16 protein-coding genes are annotated in these 20,812 nt (G+C 70.9%); 7 read left to right on the top strand and 9 right to left on the bottom strand.

Annotated elements, in window-relative coordinates:
• The first annotated feature begins 1 nt into the window (after position 1).
• The 4 genes from mtrB (at position 2) to hpf (ending at position 4,965) form a co-directional block, all read left to right on the top strand.
• Entirely contained in the window at positions 2–1,717 is a 1,716-nt protein-coding gene (gene mtrB / locus ACTHNQ_RS09745; RefSeq protein WP_440333188.1) for an MtrAB system histidine kinase MtrB, read from the top strand.
• Positions 1,714–3,420, top strand: coding sequence for an LpqB family beta-propeller domain-containing protein (locus tag ACTHNQ_RS09740; protein WP_440333187.1), 1,707 nt, complete (start codon positions 1,714–1,716; stop codon positions 3,418–3,420). The genes mtrB and ACTHNQ_RS09740 overlap by 4 nt, the downstream gene beginning before the upstream one ends.
• Positions 3,421–3,511: 91 nt before the next feature.
• Positions 3,512–4,216 carry a phosphoribosyltransferase family protein gene (locus ACTHNQ_RS09735; protein ID WP_440333186.1) on the top strand — a complete coding sequence of 235 codons (705 nt, stop codon included), beginning with the start codon at positions 3,512–3,514 and terminating at the stop codon, positions 4,214–4,216.
• A gap of 89 nt (positions 4,217–4,305) precedes the next feature.
• The gene (gene hpf / locus ACTHNQ_RS09730; protein ID WP_018171973.1) at positions 4,306–4,965 is read left to right on the top strand and encodes a ribosome hibernation-promoting factor, HPF/YfiA family; all 660 of its coding nucleotides are present in this window, start codon (positions 4,306–4,308) and stop codon (positions 4,963–4,965) included.
• An 81-nt stretch (positions 4,966–5,046) separates the two neighbouring features.
• On the opposite strand, the gene ACTHNQ_RS09725 is transcribed toward hpf, so the two are convergent.
• Positions 5,047–5,727: a GntR family transcriptional regulator gene (locus tag ACTHNQ_RS09725; protein WP_440333185.1), complete on the bottom strand. Its 681-nt coding sequence runs from the start codon at positions 5,725–5,727 to the stop codon at positions 5,047–5,049.
• A gap of 143 nt (positions 5,728–5,870) precedes the next feature.
• On the opposite strand from ACTHNQ_RS09725, the gene ACTHNQ_RS09720 reads away from it, so the two are divergent.
• Positions 5,871–7,082, top strand: coding sequence for an amidohydrolase family protein (locus ACTHNQ_RS09720; protein ID WP_440333184.1), 1,212 nt, complete (start codon positions 5,871–5,873; stop codon positions 7,080–7,082).
• Positions 7,083–7,164: 82 nt separating this feature from the next.
• Here the strand turns inward: ACTHNQ_RS09720 and ACTHNQ_RS09715 are convergent, their stop codons facing one another.
• The gene (locus ACTHNQ_RS09715) at positions 7,165–7,737 is read right to left on the bottom strand and encodes a TetR/AcrR family transcriptional regulator (RefSeq protein WP_440333183.1); all 573 of its coding nucleotides are present in this window, start codon (positions 7,735–7,737) and stop codon (positions 7,165–7,167) included.
• A gap of 53 nt (positions 7,738–7,790) precedes the next feature.
• Between ACTHNQ_RS09715 and ACTHNQ_RS09710 the strand changes: the two genes are divergently transcribed.
• Positions 7,791–8,264 (top strand): hypothetical protein, encoded by a 474-nt coding sequence (locus tag ACTHNQ_RS09710; protein ID WP_018171978.1) that lies wholly within the window; start codon positions 7,791–7,793, stop codon positions 8,262–8,264.
• Positions 8,265–8,394: 130 nt separating this feature from the next.
• Here ACTHNQ_RS09710 and ACTHNQ_RS09705 read toward each other — a convergent pair whose 3' ends face one another.
• The 7 genes from ACTHNQ_RS09705 to ACTHNQ_RS09675 all read right to left on the bottom strand — a co-directional run bounded on the left by ACTHNQ_RS09705 (position 8,395) and on the right by ACTHNQ_RS09675 (position 18,169).
• A complete protein-coding gene (locus ACTHNQ_RS09705; RefSeq protein WP_440333182.1) occupies positions 8,395–9,753 on the bottom strand; it encodes a hypothetical protein in 1,359 nt (452 codons plus the stop codon).
• 286 nt (positions 9,754–10,039) lie between these two features.
• Positions 10,040–11,836 carry a DEAD/DEAH box helicase gene (locus tag ACTHNQ_RS09700; protein ID WP_440333204.1) on the bottom strand — a complete coding sequence of 599 codons (1,797 nt, stop codon included), beginning with the start codon at positions 11,834–11,836 and terminating at the stop codon, positions 10,040–10,042.
• A 147-nt stretch (positions 11,837–11,983) separates the two neighbouring features.
• Positions 11,984–12,601: a PadR family transcriptional regulator gene (locus ACTHNQ_RS09695; RefSeq protein ID WP_440333181.1), complete on the bottom strand. Its 618-nt coding sequence runs from the start codon at positions 12,599–12,601 to the stop codon at positions 11,984–11,986.
• A gap of 44 nt (positions 12,602–12,645) precedes the next feature.
• The gene (locus ACTHNQ_RS09690) at positions 12,646–13,857 is read right to left on the bottom strand and encodes an ABC transporter permease (protein ID WP_440333180.1); all 1,212 of its coding nucleotides are present in this window, start codon (positions 13,855–13,857) and stop codon (positions 12,646–12,648) included.
• Entirely contained in the window at positions 13,854–14,759 is a 906-nt protein-coding gene (locus tag ACTHNQ_RS09685) for an ABC transporter ATP-binding protein (RefSeq protein WP_440333179.1), read from the bottom strand. Before ACTHNQ_RS09685 ends, ACTHNQ_RS09690 begins: the two co-directional genes overlap by 4 nt.
• A complete protein-coding gene (locus ACTHNQ_RS09680; protein WP_440333178.1) occupies positions 14,747–15,676 on the bottom strand; it encodes an efflux RND transporter periplasmic adaptor subunit in 930 nt (309 codons plus the stop codon). The genes ACTHNQ_RS09685 and ACTHNQ_RS09680 overlap by 13 nt, the downstream gene beginning before the upstream one ends.
• 111 nt (positions 15,677–15,787) lie before the next feature.
• A complete protein-coding gene (locus ACTHNQ_RS09675) occupies positions 15,788–18,169 on the bottom strand; it encodes a cellulase family glycosylhydrolase (RefSeq protein WP_440333177.1) in 2,382 nt (793 codons plus the stop codon).
• Positions 18,170–18,367: 198 nt separating this feature from the next.
• On the opposite strand from ACTHNQ_RS09675, the gene secA reads away from it, so the two are divergent.
• The coding region (gene secA, locus ACTHNQ_RS09670; RefSeq protein ID WP_440333176.1) for a preprotein translocase subunit SecA at positions 18,368–20,812 on the top strand (2,445 nt) is incomplete at its 3' end.

The following is a 20,812-nucleotide window of genomic DNA, read 5'->3' as shown; positions in this document are numbered from 1 at the left end:
CATGACGGCCCCGATCACGGGGGTGAACGCGACCCGCACGCCCCTCACCGGCTGGCGGCTGTGGCGCGCGTGGCCGGGCAACATCGCGGCTCTGTGGCGACGGTCGCTCCGGTTCCGGACCCTCCTCGTGACGATCGGGCTGACGCTGCTGGCGGTGGCCGTGGCGTGCGTGTGGATGGCGCTGCAGATCCAGAACGACCTGTACACGTCCCGCCAGGAGCAGGTGCTCACCGACGCCGAGCAGGCGCGCGCGGCCGCCCAGCGCACCCTCGACGCCGCGGTGCAGTCCGAGGCGGTGCAGCTGCAGAGCGTCATGACGCTCGCCTTCACCGCGCTGCGCGACCAGTCGTCGGCGCAGATGTTCGCGGCGTACCGCATCGGCCCGCCCGTGGCCAACGCCCCTCAGGACTTCTCGACCGCCGAGGGCGTCATCGATCCGCTCCTCACCCCGGCGATGCGCGAGCAGGTGCGCAACAACCCGCAGCGGCAGATCTGGCAGCCGATCGCGCTGCCCGACGGCGACGGCGGCACGACCCCCGGCATCATGGTCGGCCAGCAGCTGGAGATCCAGGGGGTCGCCTCCTACGAGCTGTACCTCGCGTACGACCTCGCCAACGCTCCGCAGACGCTCGGATTCGTGCAGGGGACGCTGTGGATCGTCGGCATCGGACTGGTGCTGCTCATCAGCGGCATCGCGTGGTTCGTGCTGCGCTCGGTGACCGCGCCGATCAGCGAGGCGGCCGACACGAGCGCGCGTCTGGCGGCCGGGCAGCTCGACGTGCGGCTGGAGGTGCACGGCGAGGACGAGCTGGCGACTCTCGGCCGGTCGTTCAACGCGATGGCCGACAGCATGGAGTCCCAGATCAAGGAGCTCGCCGACCTGTCGCTCGTGCAGCAGCGATTCGTTTCGGACGTCTCGCACGAGCTGCGCACCCCGCTGACCACGATCCGCCTCGCGGCGGACATGATCAACGACCAGCGGGAGGAGTTCGACCCCGCGACGGCGCGTGCGGCGGAGCTGCTGAACGCCCAGGTGCAGCGGTTCGAGGTGCTCCTCACCGACCTGCTCGAGATCAGCCGGTACGACGCCGGCTCGGTGCAGCTCGAGCGCGAGCCCACGAGCCTCGCGCACCTCGCCGAGGACGTCATCGGCTCGATGCAGCAGCTGGCCGAGCAGCATGGCTCGGACGTGCGCCTGGTCGCCCCGGGCGGCTACTCGCCGGTCGACATGGATCCCCGCCGCGTGCGCCGCATCGTGCGCAACCTGCTCGGCAACGCGATCGAGCACGGCGAGGCGCGGCCCATCGTCGTGACGGTCGACAGCAACCAGCAGGCGGTCGCGATCGGCGTGCGCGACTACGGCATGGGCATGAAGCCCGAGGACGTCGAGCACGTGTTCGACCGGTTCTGGCGCGCCGACCCGTCGCGCAAGCGGACGATCGGTGGCACGGGCCTCGGCCTGTCGATCGCCCTCGGCGATGCGAAGCTGCATGGCGGCGAGCTCGCGGTGTGGTCCGAGGTCGGGCGGGGCACGAACTTCGTGCTGACGCTGCCGCGGCGTTCTGACACGACCCTGAGCGGGCAGCCGCCCATTCCCGTCGATCCGGGCGACGACGCCGGTCCGGCCCTCGAAGAGCTGGGTCTGACCCAGCCCATCGAGCTTCCTCGCGCGGGGAGCGGAGATGTGGATGCCGGCGGCCGAGGAGGCACGTCATGATTCGCAGTCGCGGCATCCTGGCCGTCGTCCTCGCGCTGTGCGCCATGCTCGTCACCGGCTGTGCGGGCTTTCCCGAGAGCGGCTCGATCCGCTACGGGCTCGCGACCGGCGAGGATACCGGCGGGTCGCAGAATGTCACGTTCATCCCCAACCGGCCGCAGCCCGGCGCGACGCCGGAGCAGATCGTCGAGGGCTTCATCGACGCGGGATCAGGTCCCGGCGTCGACGGCGCATGGGCCGTCGCCAAGGAGTTCCTCGCCCCGGATCTGCGGGACGTGTGGGACCCGAAGGCCACGGTGCGCATCGACGACCGCAGCGAGCGCGAGTACAGCGAGTCCGGTGCCGGCGAGGGGACCGTCGGGTTCTCGTACGAGATGGTCGCCGATGTCGACGACATCGGCTCGTACCGCCGCGCGGAGCTTGCCTCGAACTCGCAGGACTTCCGGCTGGCGAAGCAGGCGGACGGCGAGTGGCGCATCACCGAGGCCCCCGACGGCATCTGGCTCGACGAGGGCCAGTTCCCGCAGGTGTTCCACAAGTACCCGCTGATGTACTTCGACCCGAACTGGCAGTACCTCGTGCCCGATGTGCGCTGGTTCCCGGTGGTGAAGGCGGCGACCTGGATCACCGACAGCCTCGTCAACGAGCCGCCCAGCGAGTGGCTCGCCGAGTCGGTCAAGACCGCGTTCCCCGACGGGGCGACGGCCGTCGCTTCGGTGCCGGTGGACGAGGCCGGCGCCGCGGTCGTGGACTTCGAGGACGACTCGCTGCTCAGCGCGAGCTCGACCGCCCTCGACCGCATGGCGACGCAGCTCACCGAGAGCCTGCGCGCGGCGGGCGTCTCGGACGTCGTGATGCGGGTCGGCTCGACACCGGTCGAGGCATCCCCGGTCGCGGTGCGCTCGACGCGCGTTCCCGCCGCGCCCCTCGTGCTCACCGCCGACGGCTTCGGGTTCCTGTCGGGCGACGAGATCGATCAGATACCTGGGCTCTCGGCCGCGGTCGTCGCCGCCGCGCCGACGGCGGTGCAGGTCGGTCCCGAGCGCGACATCGCCGCCGCGAGGCTGCCCGGCGGGGAGGTGGCCCGGCTCACCTCCACGTCGACGGGGGCGGAGGTGCTCGACACGCGCGCGGGCCTCGTCGACCCCACGGTCGACGGCTCCGGCTTCGTGTGGAGCGTGCCGAAGGACCAGCCGGGAGCACTGCACGCCTATGCGCCGCAGAGCACGGACGCGGTCGACATCGCCGATGCGTGGGGCGATGCGACGGCGATCAGCGCCATCGCGCTGTCGCGCGACGGCACGCGCATCGCGGCGACCGTGACGCTGGGCGGTCGCACCGTCCTGACGGTGGCTGGGGTCGTGCGCGACGGCGACGGCGTGCCGGTGCGGCTGGCGCAGCCCGCGCTGCAGCTGGCGATCGTCGGGGGGCCCGCCGCCGGCGTGACCTGGATCGACGACGCCACGATCGGCGTGCTGGCCGCGGGTGAAGACGCGTCCATCGTCCTCGAGCAGCCGGTGGGTGGGCCCACGGTCACATCGACGGCGACGAGCGGCATGGCGTCCATCGCGGGCGGCACCGGGGTCTCAAGCCTCCGGCTGCGCGCCGACGACGGGACGCTGTTCGTCAAGCGCGGCACGGCCTGGCAGCCGACTGCCACCGGCGTGCTCGTGCTCGCGACGCAGCAGGGCGCCCCGCAGTAGCCGCTCCTCCCCAGCGCGGTGCGGGCGGCATCCGTCTACAGATCCGGACAGGACGGGCGGATGCCGCCTCCCCGCCGCGCAGGCTGGGCACATGCCGACCAGCCTCGTCCACGCCGTGCGAGCGGCGTGCGCCGAGGCGCTCGCACTGCTGCTGCCGGTGTCGTGCGCGGGATGCGACGAACCGGATATCTCGCTCTGCGAGCGCTGCGTGCTCGCCCTCGTGCCCGTTCCACGGCAGCAGGTCGTTCGAGCGGCCGGCGGTGCTCTCACCGTGTGGAGCGGCCTGACGTTCGAAGGCGTCGCCGCACGGGTGCTGCGGGCGATCAAGGAGGAGGGACGCACCGGACTCGCGCGCGCTCTGACGCCGGCGCTCGAGGCGGCGCTGGCGCACGCAGGGATCGGCGGGGACGTCGTGCTCGTGCCCTTGCCCACATCCCGCGCCGCCTTCCGCCGGCGCGGGTTCCGCGTGCCGGACCTGCTGGTGCGCCGCGCCGGCCGGCCGCCGACGCGCCTGCTGCGCCACGCACGTCGCACCGGCGACCAGCGCGGACTCGGTCGCGAGGCCCGCCGCAGCAACGTCGACGGGAGCCTCGTGGCGCGTCCGGGGGTGGCGCGGGGCGCGCGCGTGGTGCTCGTCGACGACGTCGTCACGACGGGTGCGACCCTCGCCGAGGCGGCCCGCGCGCTGCGCGCCGCAGGCGCTGACGTGCTCGGGGCGGTGACCGTCGCAGCCACGCCGAGGAACTTCCCGACACAGGGTGAACGTCGACCGGACACGTTCGAAACTCACAGGTGACAGACCCGGAACGCCCGACTACGGTGGGGGGCACAAGGCGACTGAAGGTCCGCCCTTGACCGGGTGGACCGGAACAAGGAGGTCAGGGGATGGAAACCAGCATCGTCGGCGTGGGAGTGGGCATTTCGGATCGCTTCCGCTCGGTCGTCGAAGAGAAGGCCACCCGTATCGGTACCCTCGCCCCGCGTGCGCAACGCGTGGACGTGAAGGTCACCCACCGCGCCTATCACAACGGTCGTGTGGAGGACGAGACCGTCGAACTCACGGTCGACGGCAAGGGTCCCGTCGTCCGGGCCGAGGCCACCGACGGCGACAAGTTCACCGCGTTGGACCTCGCGGTCGACAAGCTGTGCGAGCAGCTGCGGCGCGCCAAGGACAAGCGGGTCGATGCGCGCAACCACCCGCGCGGCGCCAAGTACGAGAAGGGCAGCGGAGCGATCCAGGGGATCGATCTGCAGCCGGCTTCCGTCGAGGTGCTCCGTGCCGTCGCGACCGGCGAGATCCCGATCATCACCGGGAACGAGGAGGAAGAGGGCTACTCGCCCGTCGTCATCCGCACGAAGGAGTTCCAGCCCGAGTGGATGGCCGTCGAAGAGGCCGTCGACCGGATGGAGCTGGTCGGCCACGACTTCTTCCTGTTCATCGATGCGCGCACCGACCACCCGAGCGTCGTCTATCGCCGCAAGGGGTGGGACTACGGCGTCATCTCGCTGACCACGCAGGCGCAGCCCGAAGAGCTGGCTTCCTGACAACCGTGGCGTCGGGCGCGGCCTTCGGGTCGCGCCCGACGCGTATGCCGGGAGGTGGGATGCCGCCGGCATACGCGCCGCTCACGACGCGAGCAGCGGCCCCAGCGCCTCGAGGGCCGGCACCCGGCCGCGTTCGATGTGTGCGTACGCGATCGCTGCCGCCAGGTCGCCGCCACCCGACACGATCGCGTCATGCAGCGCGCGGTGCTCGCGGAGCTGGTCGGGTTCGCCGGTGCGGGTGGTGCGCCGGAAGATCCACTCCATGCGTCCGAGCATGGGCTGCAGGCTGCGTGCGAGCAGCGAGTTGCCCGACAGCTGCACCACCTCGGCGTGGAAGCGCAGGTTGAGGGCGATGCCGTCGAGGTCGGCCCCTTCGGCGAAGCTCGCCTCGGATGCCGCGACCACCGCGGTGAGGCTCGCGGCGGACGCGCCCGCGGCGACGCGCAGGGCCGCCTGCCGGGCGGCGAACGGCTCGATGCACAGTCGCGCGTCGAACAGCTCCTCGATGTCGGCCGTCGTCACCGGCGTCACGACGGCGCCGCGTCGGGGCGACGCCTGGACGAATCCCTCGGATTCGAGCCGGTGCAGCGCCTGCCGCACCGGCACGCGGGACACGCCGTACCGCTCCGACAGGTCGCGCTCCTTGAGCCACGTCCCGGGACTCAGCTCATCGGCGATGATGTCCCGCAGCAGCGCGCCGTACACGCTGTCGGCCAGCGCCTCGGCGCCCTCCGCGGGCTCGGCGGTGAGAAGGGTGCGCATGACGTGGCTCCATTGGTATCCCAGAATGGGAGAATGTTGCTGAACAGGCACAGCCTAATGCTCCGCTTGTCATTCTGGTATACCATCGACGCGACCAGCAGCGCCGGGTTGCGGCATCCATTCATCACCGAGAGGCACCAGACGTGATCATCCGGAACGTGCGACCGTGGGGCGCAGAGGCCTCTGACATCGTGATCGAAGGCGACCGCATCGCCGCGATCCGTCCGCACGATGCCGCGGACGCTGTCGGTGCGGGCGATGTCGACGGGCGTGGGCGTCTCGCACTGCCGTCGTTCAGCGACGTGCACGTGCACCTCGACTCGTCACGCATCGGCCTGCCGTTCCGTCCGCACACGGGAGCGCCCGGGGTGTGGGGCATGATGCTGAACGACCGCAACAACTGGCGCAACACCGACGTGCCCCACGCCGACATCGTCGCCGGCACGCTGGAGCAGATGATCGCCAAGGGCACGACGCGCGTGCGGACGTACGCGCAGGTCGACGTCGACTGCAAGCTCGAGAAGTTCGACTCGGTCATGGCGGCGAAGGAGAAGTTCGCCCGCCACGCCGACGTGCAGGTCATGACTTTCCCGCAGGCCGGCATCCTGCGCGAGGAGGGCACGGTCGAGTACCTCGAGGAGTCGCTCAAGCAGGGCGCCGACGTCATGGGCGGCATCGATCCCAGTCAGCTCGACCGCGACCCGGTCAAGCACCTCGACATCGTCTTCGCGCTCGCCGAGAAGTACCAGGTCGAGGTCGACATCCACCTCCACGAGCCCGGCGCGCTCGGTGTCTTCAGCACCGAGCTCGTGATCGAGCGCACCCGTGCCCTCGGCATGCAGGGCAAGGTGACGATGTCGCACGCATATGACCTCGGCTCCGTGTCCGAGGCGGTCAGCCGCCGCCTCATCGACGAGTTCGCCGAGCTCGACATCGCGATGGCGACGATCGCCCCGTCGACCTCGAACCACCTGCGACTCGTCGACCTCGTCGAAGCCGGCGTCCGTGTCGGACTCGGCGAGGACGGACAGCGCGACTACTGGAGCCCCTACGGCAACTGCGACATGCTGGACCGCACGTGGCAGCTGGCGTTCGTCAACGGCTTCCGCCGCGACGATCACATCGAGCTCGCTCTGGCTGTCGGCACGATGGGCGGGGCATCGATCATGAGCCACTCCTCGCCGCGGGTCGCCGGCGTCGGGGACCGGCCCGGTGTCTCCGTCGGCGACCGCGCCGACCTCGTGCTCGTCGCGGGCGAGACGCCGACGAGCGCCGTCATGGACCGCAGCGACGACCGCACGGTGCTCCACGACGGCCGGGTCGTGGCCGACGGTCTGCAGGTGCTCGGGCTCTGAGTATGCGGTGACCGCGCGCTGACGCCGGGCTGCGGCATCCGTCTCTCGGGCGTCGCCGGGATGAGCGGGATGCCTCCCCGCCTCAGCGTGCGGCGAACAGTCGCGCGATCGCCTCTTCGCGTACGTCGTCGAGCGCGGGGTCGAGCCGGTCATGCGCCGCGAACTGGCTCGCACCGTGCAACAGGCTCCACAGCAGCTCGGCCCTCACCGCGCGATCGCGGTCGTCGCGGCCGCCGACGGCGCGCTCGAGCATCGCGAAGCCTTCGCGCAGGGTCGCGGGGGTCTCGTCCGATGCGAACACGATGCTGGTGCGTGCGGTCGACATCGCCTCGTACACCGCGGGGTGCTCGCGCGCGAAGCGCAGGTAGCCGGTGATCAGCCGGGGGAGCGCGGACGCCGGATCGTCGTCGGGCGCGGGGGAGCGCATGACGTCGGCGAGGTCCGCATAGCCCTGCACCACGACGGACGCCACGATCTCGTCGCGGCCGCCCGGGAAGTGGCGGTACAGGATCGGCTGGCTGACCCCGATGGCGTCCGACAGGCGCCGGACGGTGACCGCGGGCCAGCCGTCCTGTTCGGCGATCTCGCGAGCTGTCGCGACGATGCGGACCTCGCGATCCCGGAATCGCTCTGCCTCTTGCGCGGTGCGTACCATGTCGCTATGTTAGCACCGCTAACTGTTAGCAGTGATAACACATGGAGACAGACATGGACCTCATCATCGGCGCCACCGCCACCCTCGCGATCCTCGCCCTCGCCGTCATCTTCGGCACCGACGTCGTCAGCGCCGTCGTGTTCCGGCCCGTCTACGCCGAGATCGACGACCGCAGCCTCGTGCAGGTCACCGGTCGCGGACACTACTACGGCGACCGGCGGCTTCCGATCGTCGGCATCCTCGGCACCGTCCTCACGGCAGCCACCGCTGTGCTCTCGTTCGTGTGGGGGACGCCCGTCACCGCCGTGGCCGGCGGACTCGCCCTGCTGCTGCTCCTCGTGTGGCTGACGCTGTTCGCCCGCATATCGGCGCCCATCAACAAGAAGCTCACGGCCGCGGCGCTGTCGGACCAGGTGCCCGCGGACGCCCGCGCCCTTCAGGCACGCTGGGAGTCCATCATCCCGCTGCGTGCGGTGCTGCTCGGCCTCTCGATCCTGCTGCTGTGCGCGACGATCCTTCTCGGCTGACCGCGACGCGAAGAGGGGATGCCTCGGCCCCGTGCGGGCCGGGGCATCCGCTCTTGCGCGCTCCGGCCGCGTCCGGCGCCACCGGGATTGCCCAGCGCCGGGCGAAGGATGCCGGCGGCCGAGTCGTGCGTCAGTCGAAGAAGCCGTCGAGCAGGCTGCCGATGACGAGGCCGCCGAGGATGCCGCCCATGACGTCCGAGCCGCCGTTGCCTCGGCCGCCGTAGCCGCCGCGCTGGCCGTAGCCGGGGCCGCCCCACTGGTCGGGCTGCGGCCGGGCGTTGTCGATGTCGCGCTGAGCGAGCTGCAGCGCCTCGCTCGCGAGGAATGCCGCGCGGCGCGCCATGGCGAACGCCTCTTCACGGTGATCGTCGTCGATGGAGGTGGCGGCGGACGCCGACGTGCCGAGGTAGCGGTCGAGGTCGGCGCGCACGCGCTCGGCCTCGGCGAGGCGTGTGCGCGCGTCGGCGCCGATCCACCCGCGGTGACCCGCGATGACGTCGCGGGTGACGGCGAGCTGCCGGTCGGCGTCGTCGATCGCGTGCCGGACGTGCTCCAGCGGAGGGATCGGGCGGGCCGCGCGCTCGCGGGCGGCGGCGATCGCGGCGTCGAGCCCGGCATTGGCCTCACGCAGGCGGGTCAGCTGCTCGAACGGATCGGTGTTGACACCGGCGGCCGGCAGCGCCGCCAGAGCGGTCTGCAGTTCGTCGATCGCCGCGCTCACGGCGGGCGACGCGGGCTCCTTGAGAGCGGCCACGAGGTCGCCGCGCGAGTCCTCGACGATCGCCGCGAGGGTCGACTCGGCCCGCAGCGCCTCGACCTCGAACGTCTCGACGGCCTCGATGAGCTTCTCGGCGCGGCGCACCGACTCGATCGACGCCTCCAGCGCCATGCTCGCCTGCTCCCGCTGACCGGCCTCGCGTCGGCGCTCGGCGACCCCGGCGCTGTGCTCGGCGAAGCCCAGCAGCTGCTCCGCCTCGGCGGGGTTCGCGGCGATCTGCGCGAGCGCGCCCGTCGCATACCGTGCCGAGAGGCGGTCGACGGTCGCACGGGCATCGGGCAGCGCGAGGCGCAGGCGTGCGGCATCCGCCCGGATCTTCGCGATGATCTCGGGAGCGCGACGCGCCCGCTCGATCGGCGCCGCGAGCGCCTCGGTGCGGTCGTCGAGGAGGTCCTCGGCCCATTCGCACAGCTGCACGATGCGCGCGTTGCGCGTGCGCAGCTCTTCGGGCGTGTCAGGGATCTCGTCGTGGTTCAGCTGGTGGAGCTGGAAGGCCTCCTGCAGGTGCGTGCGCACGGCGTCGAGCGCCTCGCGGAGGTCCTTGGTGGCGCCGGGGCCGAGCTCCGCGTCGGCGAACGCGAGCTCGTCGGTCGTCAGGCGGATCCGCTCGTCCGCAGCCACCAGCGCCTGCTGCGCACGGCGCGCCAGATCGGCGTCCTGTGCGGTCAGCTCTTCTTGCTCGCGCTTGCGTCTGCCCCAGAATCCGGCCATGGATCGATCCTACGGGCGCGCCTGGGAGGGGGCTGAAGCGGATCCCGCCGCCGGGGGAATGTTCGCCCAGAGCGTCGGGATCCGGCTCTGGGAGGAGCGGATGCCGTCACCCGGCGTCGTCGGTCCGTTCTTGGCCAGTCGCCACGAGTCGTCGGTGGCCGCCGATTCTGGCGGGTCGCGCGATGCGCCAGGAGCGCCGATTCCTCGGGACTCGCCAGAACAGCCGGGCGTCGCCGCCGATCGTGGCGAATCGCCAGAATCGGCGGGCGACGTCGGGAAGGATGCCTCAGTCGGCGTCGCGCTTGTGACGCGGCTTGCGGTCGCCGGAGTCGCGGTACGAGCCGCGCGAGCCGCGGTCGCCGTATCCGCCGCGGTCGCCCGAGCCGCGGTCGTCGCGGCGGCCGCGGGACGTCGCGTCCGTGCGGCGCTGCGGGCGTCCGCTGTCGGGGCGCAGCTCGATGAGCTGACCCGAGATGCGCGTGTCGGCGAGCCGGTCGAGTGTGCCGTGGGGCAGGTCGGCGGGAAGCTCGACGAGCGAGAAGTCCGGCATGATCTTGATCGCGCCGAAGTCGTCGCGGCGCAGACCGCCCTCGTTGGCGAGCGCGCCGACGATCTGACGGGGCTCGACGCGCTGACGCTTGCCGACGTTGATGCGGTACGTCGCGAAGCCTTCGCGCGGCGTGCGCCGCTCAGGGCGGTCGCCCCGGTCGCCGCGGTCGAAGCGGTCGCCGCGATCGGGCCGCTCGGTGCGCTCGCGACGCGGCGCCGGCTCGGGGTCGGGCTCGAGGAGCAGCGGGGTGTCGCCCTGCGCGACGACCGCCAGCGCGGCGGCGACATCGGCCTCGGGCACATCGTGGTTGCGCACGTAGTGGGCGACGATGTCGCGGAACGCGTCGATGCGCGCCGTCTCGTCGAGTGCCGCGGTGATGCGGTCGTCGAAGCGCGACAGACGGGTCACATTGACCTCGTCGACGCTCGGCAGCGACATCTCGGTCAGCTCCTGGCGGGTGGCGCGCTCGATCATCTTGACGAGGCCGCGCTCTCGGGGCGTCACGAAGCTGATGGCGTCGCCCGAGCGGCCGGCGCGACCGGTGCGGCCGATGCGGTGGACGTACGACTCGGCGTCGGTCGGGATGTCGTAGTTGACGACGTGCGAGACGCGCTCGACGTCGAGTCCGCGGGCGGCGACGTCGGTCGCGACCAGGATGTCGAGCTTTCCCGACTTCAGCTGGTTGACCGTCTTCTCACGCTGCGGCTGGGCGATGTCGCCGTTGATGGCGGCGGCGGAGTACCCGCGGGCGCGCAGCTTCTCGGCGATCTCTTCGGTGACGCTGCGGGTGCGGCCGAACACGATCATGCCGTCGAAGTTCTCGACCTCGAGGATGCGCGTGAGGGCGTCCATCTTCTGCTGCCAGGCGCTGATGAGGTAGCGCTGCGAGATGTTGGCCGACGTCTGCGTCTTGGCCTTGACGGTGATCTCTTCGGGGTCGTTGAGGTACTGCTTCGACATGCGGCGGATCGTCGCCGGCATGGTCGCCGAGAACAGGGCGACCTGCTTGGTGTCGGGGGTGTCGGCGAGGATCGTCTCGACGTCCTCGGCGAAGCCCATCTTGAGCATCTCGTCGGCCTCGTCGAGCACGAGGTACTGCAGCTCCGACAGGTCGAGCGTGCCCTTCTCGAGGTGGTCGATGATGCGACCGGGCGTGCCGACGACGATGTGCACGCCGCGACGCAGCGCCGACAGCTGCACGCCGTAGCCCTGCCCGCCGTAGACGGGAAGGATGTGCACGTCCTTCAGGTGGGCCGCGTACTTCTCGAACGCCTCGCAGACCTGCAGCGCGAGCTCGCGCGTGGGGGCGAGAACGAGCGCCTGCGGGGTCTTCTGCGACAGATCGAGGCGGTCGATGATGGGCAGCGCGAACGCGGCGGTCTTGCCGGTTCCGGTCTGCGCCATGCCGACGACATCGCGGCCTGCGAGGAGCGTGGGGATGGTCGCCGCCTGGATCGCCGAAGGCGTCTCGTAGCCGATGTCCTTCAGCGCCTTGAGGACGGGCGCGCTGAGCCCGAGGTCGGAGAAGGTCATCGCTGCGGGCTCGGTCTGAGCCTCGTCTTCGATCTGGTCGGCGTTCGTGTGCACAGTTAAGCGTAGCGGGGTGCGCCTGGGAGACGACAGGATGCCGCATGCCCGCCCGTGCGGGGGTCGCGGCATCCGTCCCTCAGCCCGTCTCGATCACCGCATCGACTCCGTGAAAGACGACGCGCCGGCCTTGGCGGGCCGCCCGCGCTTGGGCTTCTCGGTCGACAGGGCGAGGGCCATCGCGTGATCGGGATGCGCCGCCAGGCGCTGCTCGGAATGGTCGAGCCAGCGCACCTCGGCCTCGGCGGCGAAGATCATCGAGTCCACGACCAGCGACCACGCCAGCTCCTCGGGGCCGTCGGGGTTCTCGCCGGCGTACCTGGCGCGGTTGAGCGCCTCCAGCTGGGCGAGCGACGACCGCCGCTGCGCGTGGATGATGTCGGCCACCTCGACCCCGGGCAGGGTCGCGGCGACCGCCAGCTTGATCGCGAGCTCGTCGCGCGTGCCGTGGCCGCGCTCGACGGGGGAGTCGAGCCACGACCGCACCTCGGCCGCTCCGGCGTCGGTGATCTGCCAGTACACGTGTCCCTGCTCATCGACGTCCCCCTTCTCGACGAGGCCGTCGCGTTCCAGGCGATCGAGCGTGTTGTAGATCTGGCCGACATTGAGCGGCCAGGTGGAGCCGGTGCGCCGGTCGAACTCGGCGCGCAGCTGATACCCGTAGCACGGGCCCTGATCGAGGATGGCCAGCAGGCTCTGGCGGACGGACATGGGATTCTCCTTCGGGACGGAGGGTGGTGCACAGCGCGGTCGGGCTAGAACCGCAGTGCGTCGATGACGTTGGACCTCACAGCCATGAGTGCGGGGATGAAGCCGGCCAGCGCGCCGATCGCGACGGCGGCGATGAGCCCGACGACGGCAGCGCGCATCGGGAACGGGGGGATGTCCTGCATCCCCTGGAACATGTCGAGCACGAACGGCGCCTTCAGGATGGCGACGGCCAATGCGATGCCGATGACCCCCGCCACCGCGGTCGCCACGACGCTCTCCAGCAGCACCGACGTGAAGATGCGGCCGCCCGTCGCTCCGAAGCTGCGCCGCACCCCGATCTCACGGATGCGCTGGCGCATCGCGACGAGCTGGATGTTGACGAGGCCGAGGCCGCCGAGCAGCAGCACGAGCCCGGCGATCGCACCGGTGATGAGCTCGAACATCGCGGCCGAGCTCTTCGCCTCGGGGCGCGACGCCCAGTCGGTGCGGGTCACGGTCACGTCGACGGTCTTGTCGAGTCCCGCACGCAGGTCGGCGGCGAGCACCGGGCCGATGTCGGCGACCTGGGCCTCCGGCATCCACACCTCCCACATCACCGGCTGGTCAGGCGAGAGCTGATCGACCCGCGACTGATACGAGTCGAACAGCATCACCACACGCTTCTCGGTGTCGCCGTCGTACTGCTTGGGCGTCACCCCGACGACGGTGTACGAGCCGGCTACGTCTCCCTGCAGCTGCACGGCGAACCCGCGGCCGAGGGCGGGGCGGCCATACACGTCCCACAGTGCTTCGGTGATGACGATGGGCGGCGCCAGCAGCTCGGCGTCGGAATCCTGGAACCACCTCCCTTCGAGCAGGGGAGTGCGGTGGATGACGGGGTACGCGGGGTCGACGAGCCAGGCACCGACCGCTCGCACCTGCTCGGGCGTCTGGATGTCGACGGACGCGTTGTTCACGAGTCGGGTCCGGTAGGTGAACGAGTAGCGCTCCGACACCTGCGTCACATGCTGGTCGAACGACTGCCAGTCCATGGGGGCGCCGTCGGTGCGGCCGGCCGAGATCGACACCGTCGCCGGGCGTCCGCCGTTGACATCGGACTGCTCGGCCATCTGCTGCTGCTGGTACTCGCTGAGCGCGACGACGGCGGTGAGGGCACCGACCGACACGGCGATGCCGATCAGGCTCAGCAGCACGCGCAGCTTGTGGTGTCGCAGCTCCGACCACGCCTCGCCGAGCGCACCGATCACCGCGGTCACCGGGCCACCTCCACGGTCTCGCCCTCGGCCTGAATCTCGCCCTGGTCCGCGGCGTCCTCGCGTGACGAAGTGGATGCCGCATCCTCCGACGCTCCGTCGACAGGGGCGGCGGCATCCACGGGTCCTGCCGCGACGCTCTCGGCGAGCTCGGGCGCAAGCTCGATGCGCTCGTACGCGGCTGCCGCCGCGGCGCCCGCGGCAGGGGCCGACAGCTCGAACGGGGTGAGGACCCCGGCCTCGAGCCGGTAGTGGCGCCGCGCGCGGGCGGCGACGTGGAGGTCATGGGTGATCGTCACGAGCGCCGCATCGGCTTCGGAGGCGATCTCGTCGAGCAGCTGCATGACGCTGCCGCCGGTCTCGACGTCGAGGGCGCCAGTGGGCTCGTCGGCGAGGATCAGCGCGGGGCGACGCACCAGCGCCCGGGCGATCGCGACGCGCTGCTGCTCGCCGCCCGACAGCTGCTCGGGCGTGGACTCGATGCGATGACCGAGGCCGACGCGCTCCAGCATCGCGGTGGCCGTGCGGCGGCGGTTCCAGAACGCACGGCCGGACGCGTACCCGAGCGGCATGGCGACATTCTCCAGCGCGGTGCGCCCGGCCAGCAGGTTGAACTGCTGGAACACGAAGCCGACGTTGCGTCCGCGCAGCCGGTCGAGCCTGCCCTTGCGCATCTTGCGGACGGGCTCGCCGCGGAACCACACCGCGCCTTCGGAAGGCCGGTCGAGCATGCCCATCAGGTTCAGCAGCGTCGACTTGCCCGAGCCGCTGCGGCCGACGATGGCGACGTGGTCCCCGGCGGCGATGGCGAGCTCGATGTCGCGCAGGATGTCGAGGCGCGAGTCGTCGGGCAGGGTCACGTGTTTCGCGACCCCTTCGAGGCGGACGAGGCTCACCAGTTCCATCCCGCCGGCTCGCAGTACTGGCCGCCCATGCCGTCGTCGTAGCAGGTCTCCTCATCGCCTGCCGCCACGCCCGGCACGTACTGGCGCACCTGGTCGCCCTCTTCGAGGCCCGCGGTGACCTCGACGGTCTTGCCGTCGCTGACGCCGAGCGTGACGTCGCGCTCCTCGAGGTCGCCGGTGCCGGGGTCCACCCAGACCACACCGGTGCCCGCGCCGCCCTTGACCGCGGTGGTGGGCACGACGAGCACGTCCGTCACCGTGCCCAGGTCGATGTCGAGCTGCGCCTGCAGGCCCGCGAACACGGTCTGACCCGCGGGCACCGCGCAGGTGACCGTCGTGGTGCCGTCCTCGGCGACCGCGACCTTCAGGCCCGTGCAGGTGAAGGGCGCCGGACCGCCCTGGATCGTCACGGACGCCTCGGTCGGCGCGCCCTGCAGCCGGTACAGCTGCACGGGGTCGACCGTCGCCTGCACGTGGTACCTGGCGGGCGTGAGGGTGACGAGCTCGCCGCCGATGCTCGCCGGCTGGCCTTTGACCACCGCGAGCTCGGAGACGTCGCCGGCCTCCGGCGCGACGACGTCGATGTTCTTGACCGGATCGGTCTGCTTGATGGTGAAGAGCTTCTGCCCGGCGGCCACCGACTGGCCATCGCCCACATCGACGGAGGTGACGACGCCGTCGACGCCGGAGCGGACCGGGTAGGCGGCATCCCGTGCGATCGTCCCGTCCAGACTCAGCGCGTTGACGACCTCGCCCTTCTGGACGGCGACGACGGGATCGGCGATCTGCGCATTCGGCTCGACCGCGGCGGCGGGCGCCTGGTCGGGGAAGAATGCGATCTTCACGAGGGCGACGGCGACTGCCCCCACCACGATCACCATCAGGATCGGGAAGATCCATCGACGCCAGACCACCATGTCGTACCTCTCCGTCGGGGCATACCCAGTATGTAGTGACCGAGTATATACATACCCGGAATGCATGCGAGGGATGCCGCCACTCGGCGTTTCACGAGGCCCCGAGCAGGCTCACCCGTTCTTGAGCGAGTAGTCGCCCTCGGCGCACGCCGTGACGCGCCATCCGCCCTCGATGGCGTCGACCCGGACCCGCGTGAGCCCCTCGGTGACGGGGGCGGGCTCGGGCTCGCCCGGAATCCAGACAGCGAGTCCGCACGTCTGTTCATCCACGGTGCCCGTCATGGCGATCGCCGCTCCATCGGCGTCCAGTCCGGTGAGCCGTCCGGGGGAGGCCTGCGGGTACGCCCGGCTCAGCACCGCGAGCAGCTCCGCATTGCGCGGGCCGTCCTCGCCGGTCGCGCAGTCCTCCGGAACCAGGCCGAGGCCCACCTCGCCGATGCCGTTCTGCGGATCGCCGCACGACTGCTTCCACACCCAGTAGGCGCTGCCGAGCAGGTGGGCGTCCTCCGCGTCGGCGTAGCGGCCGATGCGGTTCGCGATGGACTCCTCGTCGCCCCAGTACCCGTACTCGCCCGACCACAGCGGCACGCCGTATTCGTCGGCGACGCGCGCAGCGAGGTCGAGCTGCCGTGCGATGCCGACGATGGTGGGAAGGCCCAGCGAGTGGTCCATCGTGATCGATTCGGCGTACAGGTGCGGCGAGAACACGATGTTCGGGTCGTCGGTGAAGGCGAGGGACGGCCCGCTGTCGAACCCGAGCCCCGACCACAGGATGCTCGGCTCGATGAAGACGATCTGCGGGGCGCCGGCATCGCGGATAGCCTGGATCGCGCGGTCGTAGTAACGGCCGAGCAGCAGCGACGTGGTCACCGGCGCGGTCTCGCCGAACCCCGGCTCGTTCATGAGATCGAAGCCCGCCACCGCCGGCTCGTCCGCGTAGCGCGCGGCGAGCTCGCCCCAGGTGCGCACGAGCGCCGACTGGATGCCGTCGGTGTCGAACCAGAAGTGCTGGAACGCCCGGTCGCCCGCAGGGGAGATGTCGCGGCCCGTGAAGGCGCACCGCGGCGCACCGTCGGTGATGGTCGCCCACCTCGGCGCGCCGTCGTATCCCCACATCGGGTCGGTGCCCGGCCGGCACACGGTCCCTTCGGCGGTCGCGGCGTTCGACCAGCCGTCCTGGTGCAGGTCGATCACGGTGCGGATGCCGTGCTCCTTCGCCCACCGCACCGCTCGGTCGATCTGCACGAGGTAGCCGGCATCGAGCTCGCCCCGCACGGGTTCGAGCGTCGACCAAGAGATGCCCAGTCGCACGACGTCGAAGCCGTACGCGGCCATCCCGGCGAAGTCGTCCTCGGTGAGCGGGCGCGTCGCCGGCACCTCGGGACGTGGCTGGTAGAAGTCCACGAGCTGGTTGACGTTGACACCGCGCAGCAGCACATCGTGCCCCTCGCCGTCGGTGATGCGGTCGCCGTCGGCCCGCAGGAACCCGTCGGGGACGGATGCCGCCCCCTGCTCCTGCGCGCGGTCCTCGGCAACGCCGCCGCCGGCGAGCACGACCGGCACGACGACCAGCGCGGCGACCACGATCGCGGCCGCGGCGATCGTCGGCACCCGCCGGGAAGACCGGGGTGCGGCATCCTCACCGCCCTCGCCGGAGGCCGTGCGCGTGCGCGTCGCACGGTCGACGACCACGGCCAGCACCGCGGGGATCCAGCCGAGGCACGCGCCGAACGACAAGCCGTCGGCCACGTGCACGTACGCCACCATGAGCGGCCACATGTCTCCTGCCAGACCGTCGTCGACGACGAACGCGACGAGCGCCTGCACGAGACCGAACAGTGCTCCGCCGGCGAGGACCCCGAGCCACGCGCCGAGGACGCCGGGCGCACGGCGGCGCATCCAGCGCAGGCACAACCACGCCGCGGCGATCATGAGGATGACCGCGGCGGCCACCGAGACGACGCCGCGCTCAGGGCGGGTCGCCGGCACGAGGGGCGCGTAGGCCGCGCCCGTCCACCACGACCCGGCGGCGATCGGGGCCAGGGCGCCGAACGCGATCGCCGCGGGCCACAGCCCGCCGCGCTCGAACACCGGCCGCGTCGACCGACCGCCGAGCCACCGGGTCGCGGCCGCGACGACCGCGGCGGCCGGCAGCGCCTTCGCGGTCACATAGCCGGCCGCCCACGCGGCGGTGGCCGCATCCCACACCATCACGAAGGCCGCAGCCGCCTGAGCGAGCAGCACCGCCAGCACGACGCCCGCGAACATCGTCCAGAACCGCTCGCCGGCACGCACCGCCGCCCACCACACCACCCCGAGCAGCACAGGGAGGAACACCGCGAACGGCGCCAGCGGCCAGACCAGCCCTGCCTGCAGCGCGCCGCCGGGCCAGCCCACCAGCGCGAGCAGTCCTGTCGGATCGGCGATCGCCTGCAGAAGCACGAGAACGGATGCCGCCAGCACGGCGACGATCGGACGGTGAAGCCCGCGCATGAACACTCCATCGTGTCGGTGGATCCGGGGGGAATCCACGGGAAGAGCATCGTCTCACCCCGTCCGGCCCCTGCACCCGCATCCAGCGCACACCAAGGTCACGGGTGGATAACATAGGCAGGTATGCCTGGACCCTGGGGGTCCGGGTGGCAGCGGCGCCAGCGCCGCACCCGACTTCCCTGAAGATGGAGACACTCCGTGGCCAACCCCCTCGAGAAACTGCTTCGCGCCGGTGAGGGTCGCGTCCTGCGCCGGCTCCAGCAGGTCGTCAAGGCCGTCGGCGCCCTCGAAGAGGACTACGAGCACCTCACCGACGAGGAGCTCCGCGGCGAGACCGCCGAGCTGCGCGCCCGCTACCAGGCGGGCGAGACTCTCGACCAGCTCATGCCCGAGGCGTTCGCCGCGGTGCGCGAGGCCGCCAAGCGCACGCTCGGTCAGCGCGCCTACGACGTGCAGATCATGGGCGGAGCGGCGCTGCACCTCGGCAACATCGCCGAGATGAAGACCGGTGAGGGCAAGACGCTGACCGGCGCCTTCCCGGTGTACCTCAACGCCATCGCCGGCGAGGGCGTGCACGTGGTCACCGTCAACGACTTCCTGGCGTCGTACCAGTCCGAGCTCATGGGCCGCATCTACCGCGCGCTCGGCATGACGACCGGCACGATCGTCGCCGGCCAGACGCCCGAGGTGCGCCGCGAGCAGTACAACGCCGACATCACGTACGGCACGAACAACGAGTTCGGCTTCGACTACCTGCGCGACAACATGGCCTGGCGCAAGGAGGACCTCGTCCAGCGCGGTCACTTCTACGCCATCGTCGACGAGGTCGACTCGATCCTCATCGACGAGGCCCGTACGCCGCTCATCATCTCGGGTCCGTCGTCGGGCGAGGCCAACCGCTGGTTCGTCGAGTTCGCCAAGATCGCCAAGACGCTCGAAGCGGGCGTCGACTACGAGGTCGACGAGAAGAAGCGCACCATCGGCGTGCTCGAGCCCGGCATCGAGAAGGTCGAGGACTACCTCGGCATCGACAACCTCTACGAGTCGGCCAACACGCCCCTCATCTCGTTCCTCAACAACTCGATCAAGGCGCTCGCGCTGTTCAAGCGCGACACCGACTACGTCGTGATGAACGACGAGGTGATGATCGTCGACGAGCACACCGGCCGCATCCTGGTCGGCCGTCGCTACAACGAGGGCATCCACCAGGCCATCGAGGCCAAGGAGGCCGTGCCGGTCAAGGCCGAGAACCAGACCCTCGCCACCGTCACGCTGCAGAACTACTTCCGCCTGTACGACAAGCTCGCCGGCATGACCGGTACCGCCGAGACCGAGGCGGCCGAGTTCATGTCGACGTACCAGCTGGGCGTCGTGCCCATCCCCACGAACAAGCCGATGATCCGCAAGGACCAGGCCGACCTCGTCTACAAGAACGAGACGGCGAAGTTCGCGCAGGTCGTCGAAGACATCGCGAAGCGGCACGAGAGCGGCCAGCCCGTCCTCGTCGGCACCGTGAGCGTCGAGAAGAGCGAGTACCTCTCGCGCCTGCTGGCCAAGAAGGGCATCAAGCACGAGGTCCTCAACGCCAAGAACCACGCGCGCGAGGCCGAGATCGTCGCCCGCGCCGGTCGCCTCGGCGCCGTCACGGTCGCCACGAACATGGCCGGCCGCGGCACCGACATCATGCTCGGCGGCAACGCCGAGTTCCTCGCCGTGCAGGAGATGAAGGCCAAGGGCCTCGACCCGGTCGAGACGCCCGACGAGTACGAGGCCGAGTGGGACGCCGTCTACGAAGACGTGCGCAACCGCGTCGCGGGTGAGGCCACGCAGGTCGTCGAGGCCGGCGGCCTCTACGTGCTCGGCACCGAGCGTCACGAGTCGCGCCGCATCGACAACCAGCTGCGCGGTCGCTCGGGCCGTCAGGGCGACCCCGGTGAGAGCCGGTTCTACCTGTCGCTCACCGACGACCTCATGCGCCTGTTCCAGTCGGGTGCGGCAGAGGCGATCATCGCCCGCACCAACTTCCCCGACGACGTCGCGATCGAGTCCGGCATGGTCACGCGCGCGATCAAGTCCGCGCAGAGCCAGGTCGAGGCGCGCAACGCCGAGATCCGCAAGAACGTCCTCAAGTACGACGACGTCCTGAACCGCCAGCGTGAGGCGATCTACTCCGACCGCCGCCACATCCTGCAGGGCGACGACATCGCCGACCGCGTGCAGCACTTCATCGAGGATGCGATCGGCGCCGTGATCGACGACCACACCGGGTCGGGTCACAACGAGAGCTGGGACTTCGACGCGCTGTGGACGGAGCTGAAGACCCTGTACCCGGTGGGCGTGACCATCGATGAGGTCGTGGCCGAGGCGGCCGGACGCAAGGGCGGCATCACCGCGGACGGCCTCAAGCGCGAGATCCTCTCGGATGCCCGCATCGCCTACGAGAAGCGTGAGGCGACCCTCGGCGAGGCCGCGACGCGCGAGCTGGAGCGTCGCGTCGTGCTGCAGGTGCTCGACCGCCGCTGGCGCGACCACCTCTACGAGATGGACTACCTCAAGGACGGCATCGGCCTGCGTGCGATGGCCCAGCGCGACCCGCTCATCGAGTACCAGCGCGAGGGCTACCAGATGTTCCAGGCCATGATG

It is taken from the genome of Microbacterium sp. (assembly GCF_051953575.1).
Lineage (GTDB): Bacteria > Actinomycetota > Actinomycetes > Actinomycetales > Microbacteriaceae > Microbacterium.
This window is presented reverse-complemented; position numbering and strand designations above follow the sequence as displayed.

Excerpts from the sequence above, each read along its gene's own strand:
- hpf (WP_018171973.1), top strand. The coding sequence starts at position 4,306 with ATGGAAACCAGCATCGTCGGCGTGGGAGTGGGCATTTCGGATCGCTTC.
- mtrB (WP_440333188.1), top strand. The coding sequence starts at position 2 with ATGACGGCCCCGATCACGGGGGTGAACGCGACCCGCACGCCCCTCACC.
- ACTHNQ_RS09705 (WP_440333182.1), bottom strand. The coding sequence starts at position 9,753 with ATGGCCGGATTCTGGGGCAGACGCAAGCGCGAGCAAGAAGAGCTGACC.
- ACTHNQ_RS09685 (WP_440333179.1), bottom strand. The coding sequence starts at position 14,759 with ATGGAACTGGTGAGCCTCGTCCGCCTCGAAGGGGTCGCGAAACACGTG.
- ACTHNQ_RS09700 (WP_440333204.1), bottom strand. The coding sequence starts at position 11,836 with ATGACCTTCTCCGACCTCGGGCTCAGCGCGCCCGTCCTCAAGGCGCTG.
- ACTHNQ_RS09710 (WP_018171978.1), top strand. The coding sequence starts at position 7,791 with ATGGACCTCATCATCGGCGCCACCGCCACCCTCGCGATCCTCGCCCTC.
- ACTHNQ_RS09695 (WP_440333181.1), bottom strand. The coding sequence starts at position 12,601 with ATGTCCGTCCGCCAGAGCCTGCTGGCCATCCTCGATCAGGGCCCGTGC.
- ACTHNQ_RS09715 (WP_440333183.1), bottom strand. The coding sequence starts at position 7,737 with ATGGTACGCACCGCGCAAGAGGCAGAGCGATTCCGGGATCGCGAGGTC.
- ACTHNQ_RS09735 (WP_440333186.1), top strand. The coding sequence starts at position 3,512 with ATGCCGACCAGCCTCGTCCACGCCGTGCGAGCGGCGTGCGCCGAGGCG.
- ACTHNQ_RS09725 (WP_440333185.1), bottom strand. The coding sequence starts at position 5,727 with ATGCGCACCCTTCTCACCGCCGAGCCCGCGGAGGGCGCCGAGGCGCTG.
- ACTHNQ_RS09740 (WP_440333187.1), top strand. The coding sequence starts at position 1,714 with ATGATTCGCAGTCGCGGCATCCTGGCCGTCGTCCTCGCGCTGTGCGCC.
- ACTHNQ_RS09675 (WP_440333177.1), bottom strand. The coding sequence starts at position 18,169 with ATGCGCGGGCTTCACCGTCCGATCGTCGCCGTGCTGGCGGCATCCGTT.
- ACTHNQ_RS09680 (WP_440333178.1), bottom strand. The coding sequence starts at position 15,676 with ATGGTGGTCTGGCGTCGATGGATCTTCCCGATCCTGATGGTGATCGTG.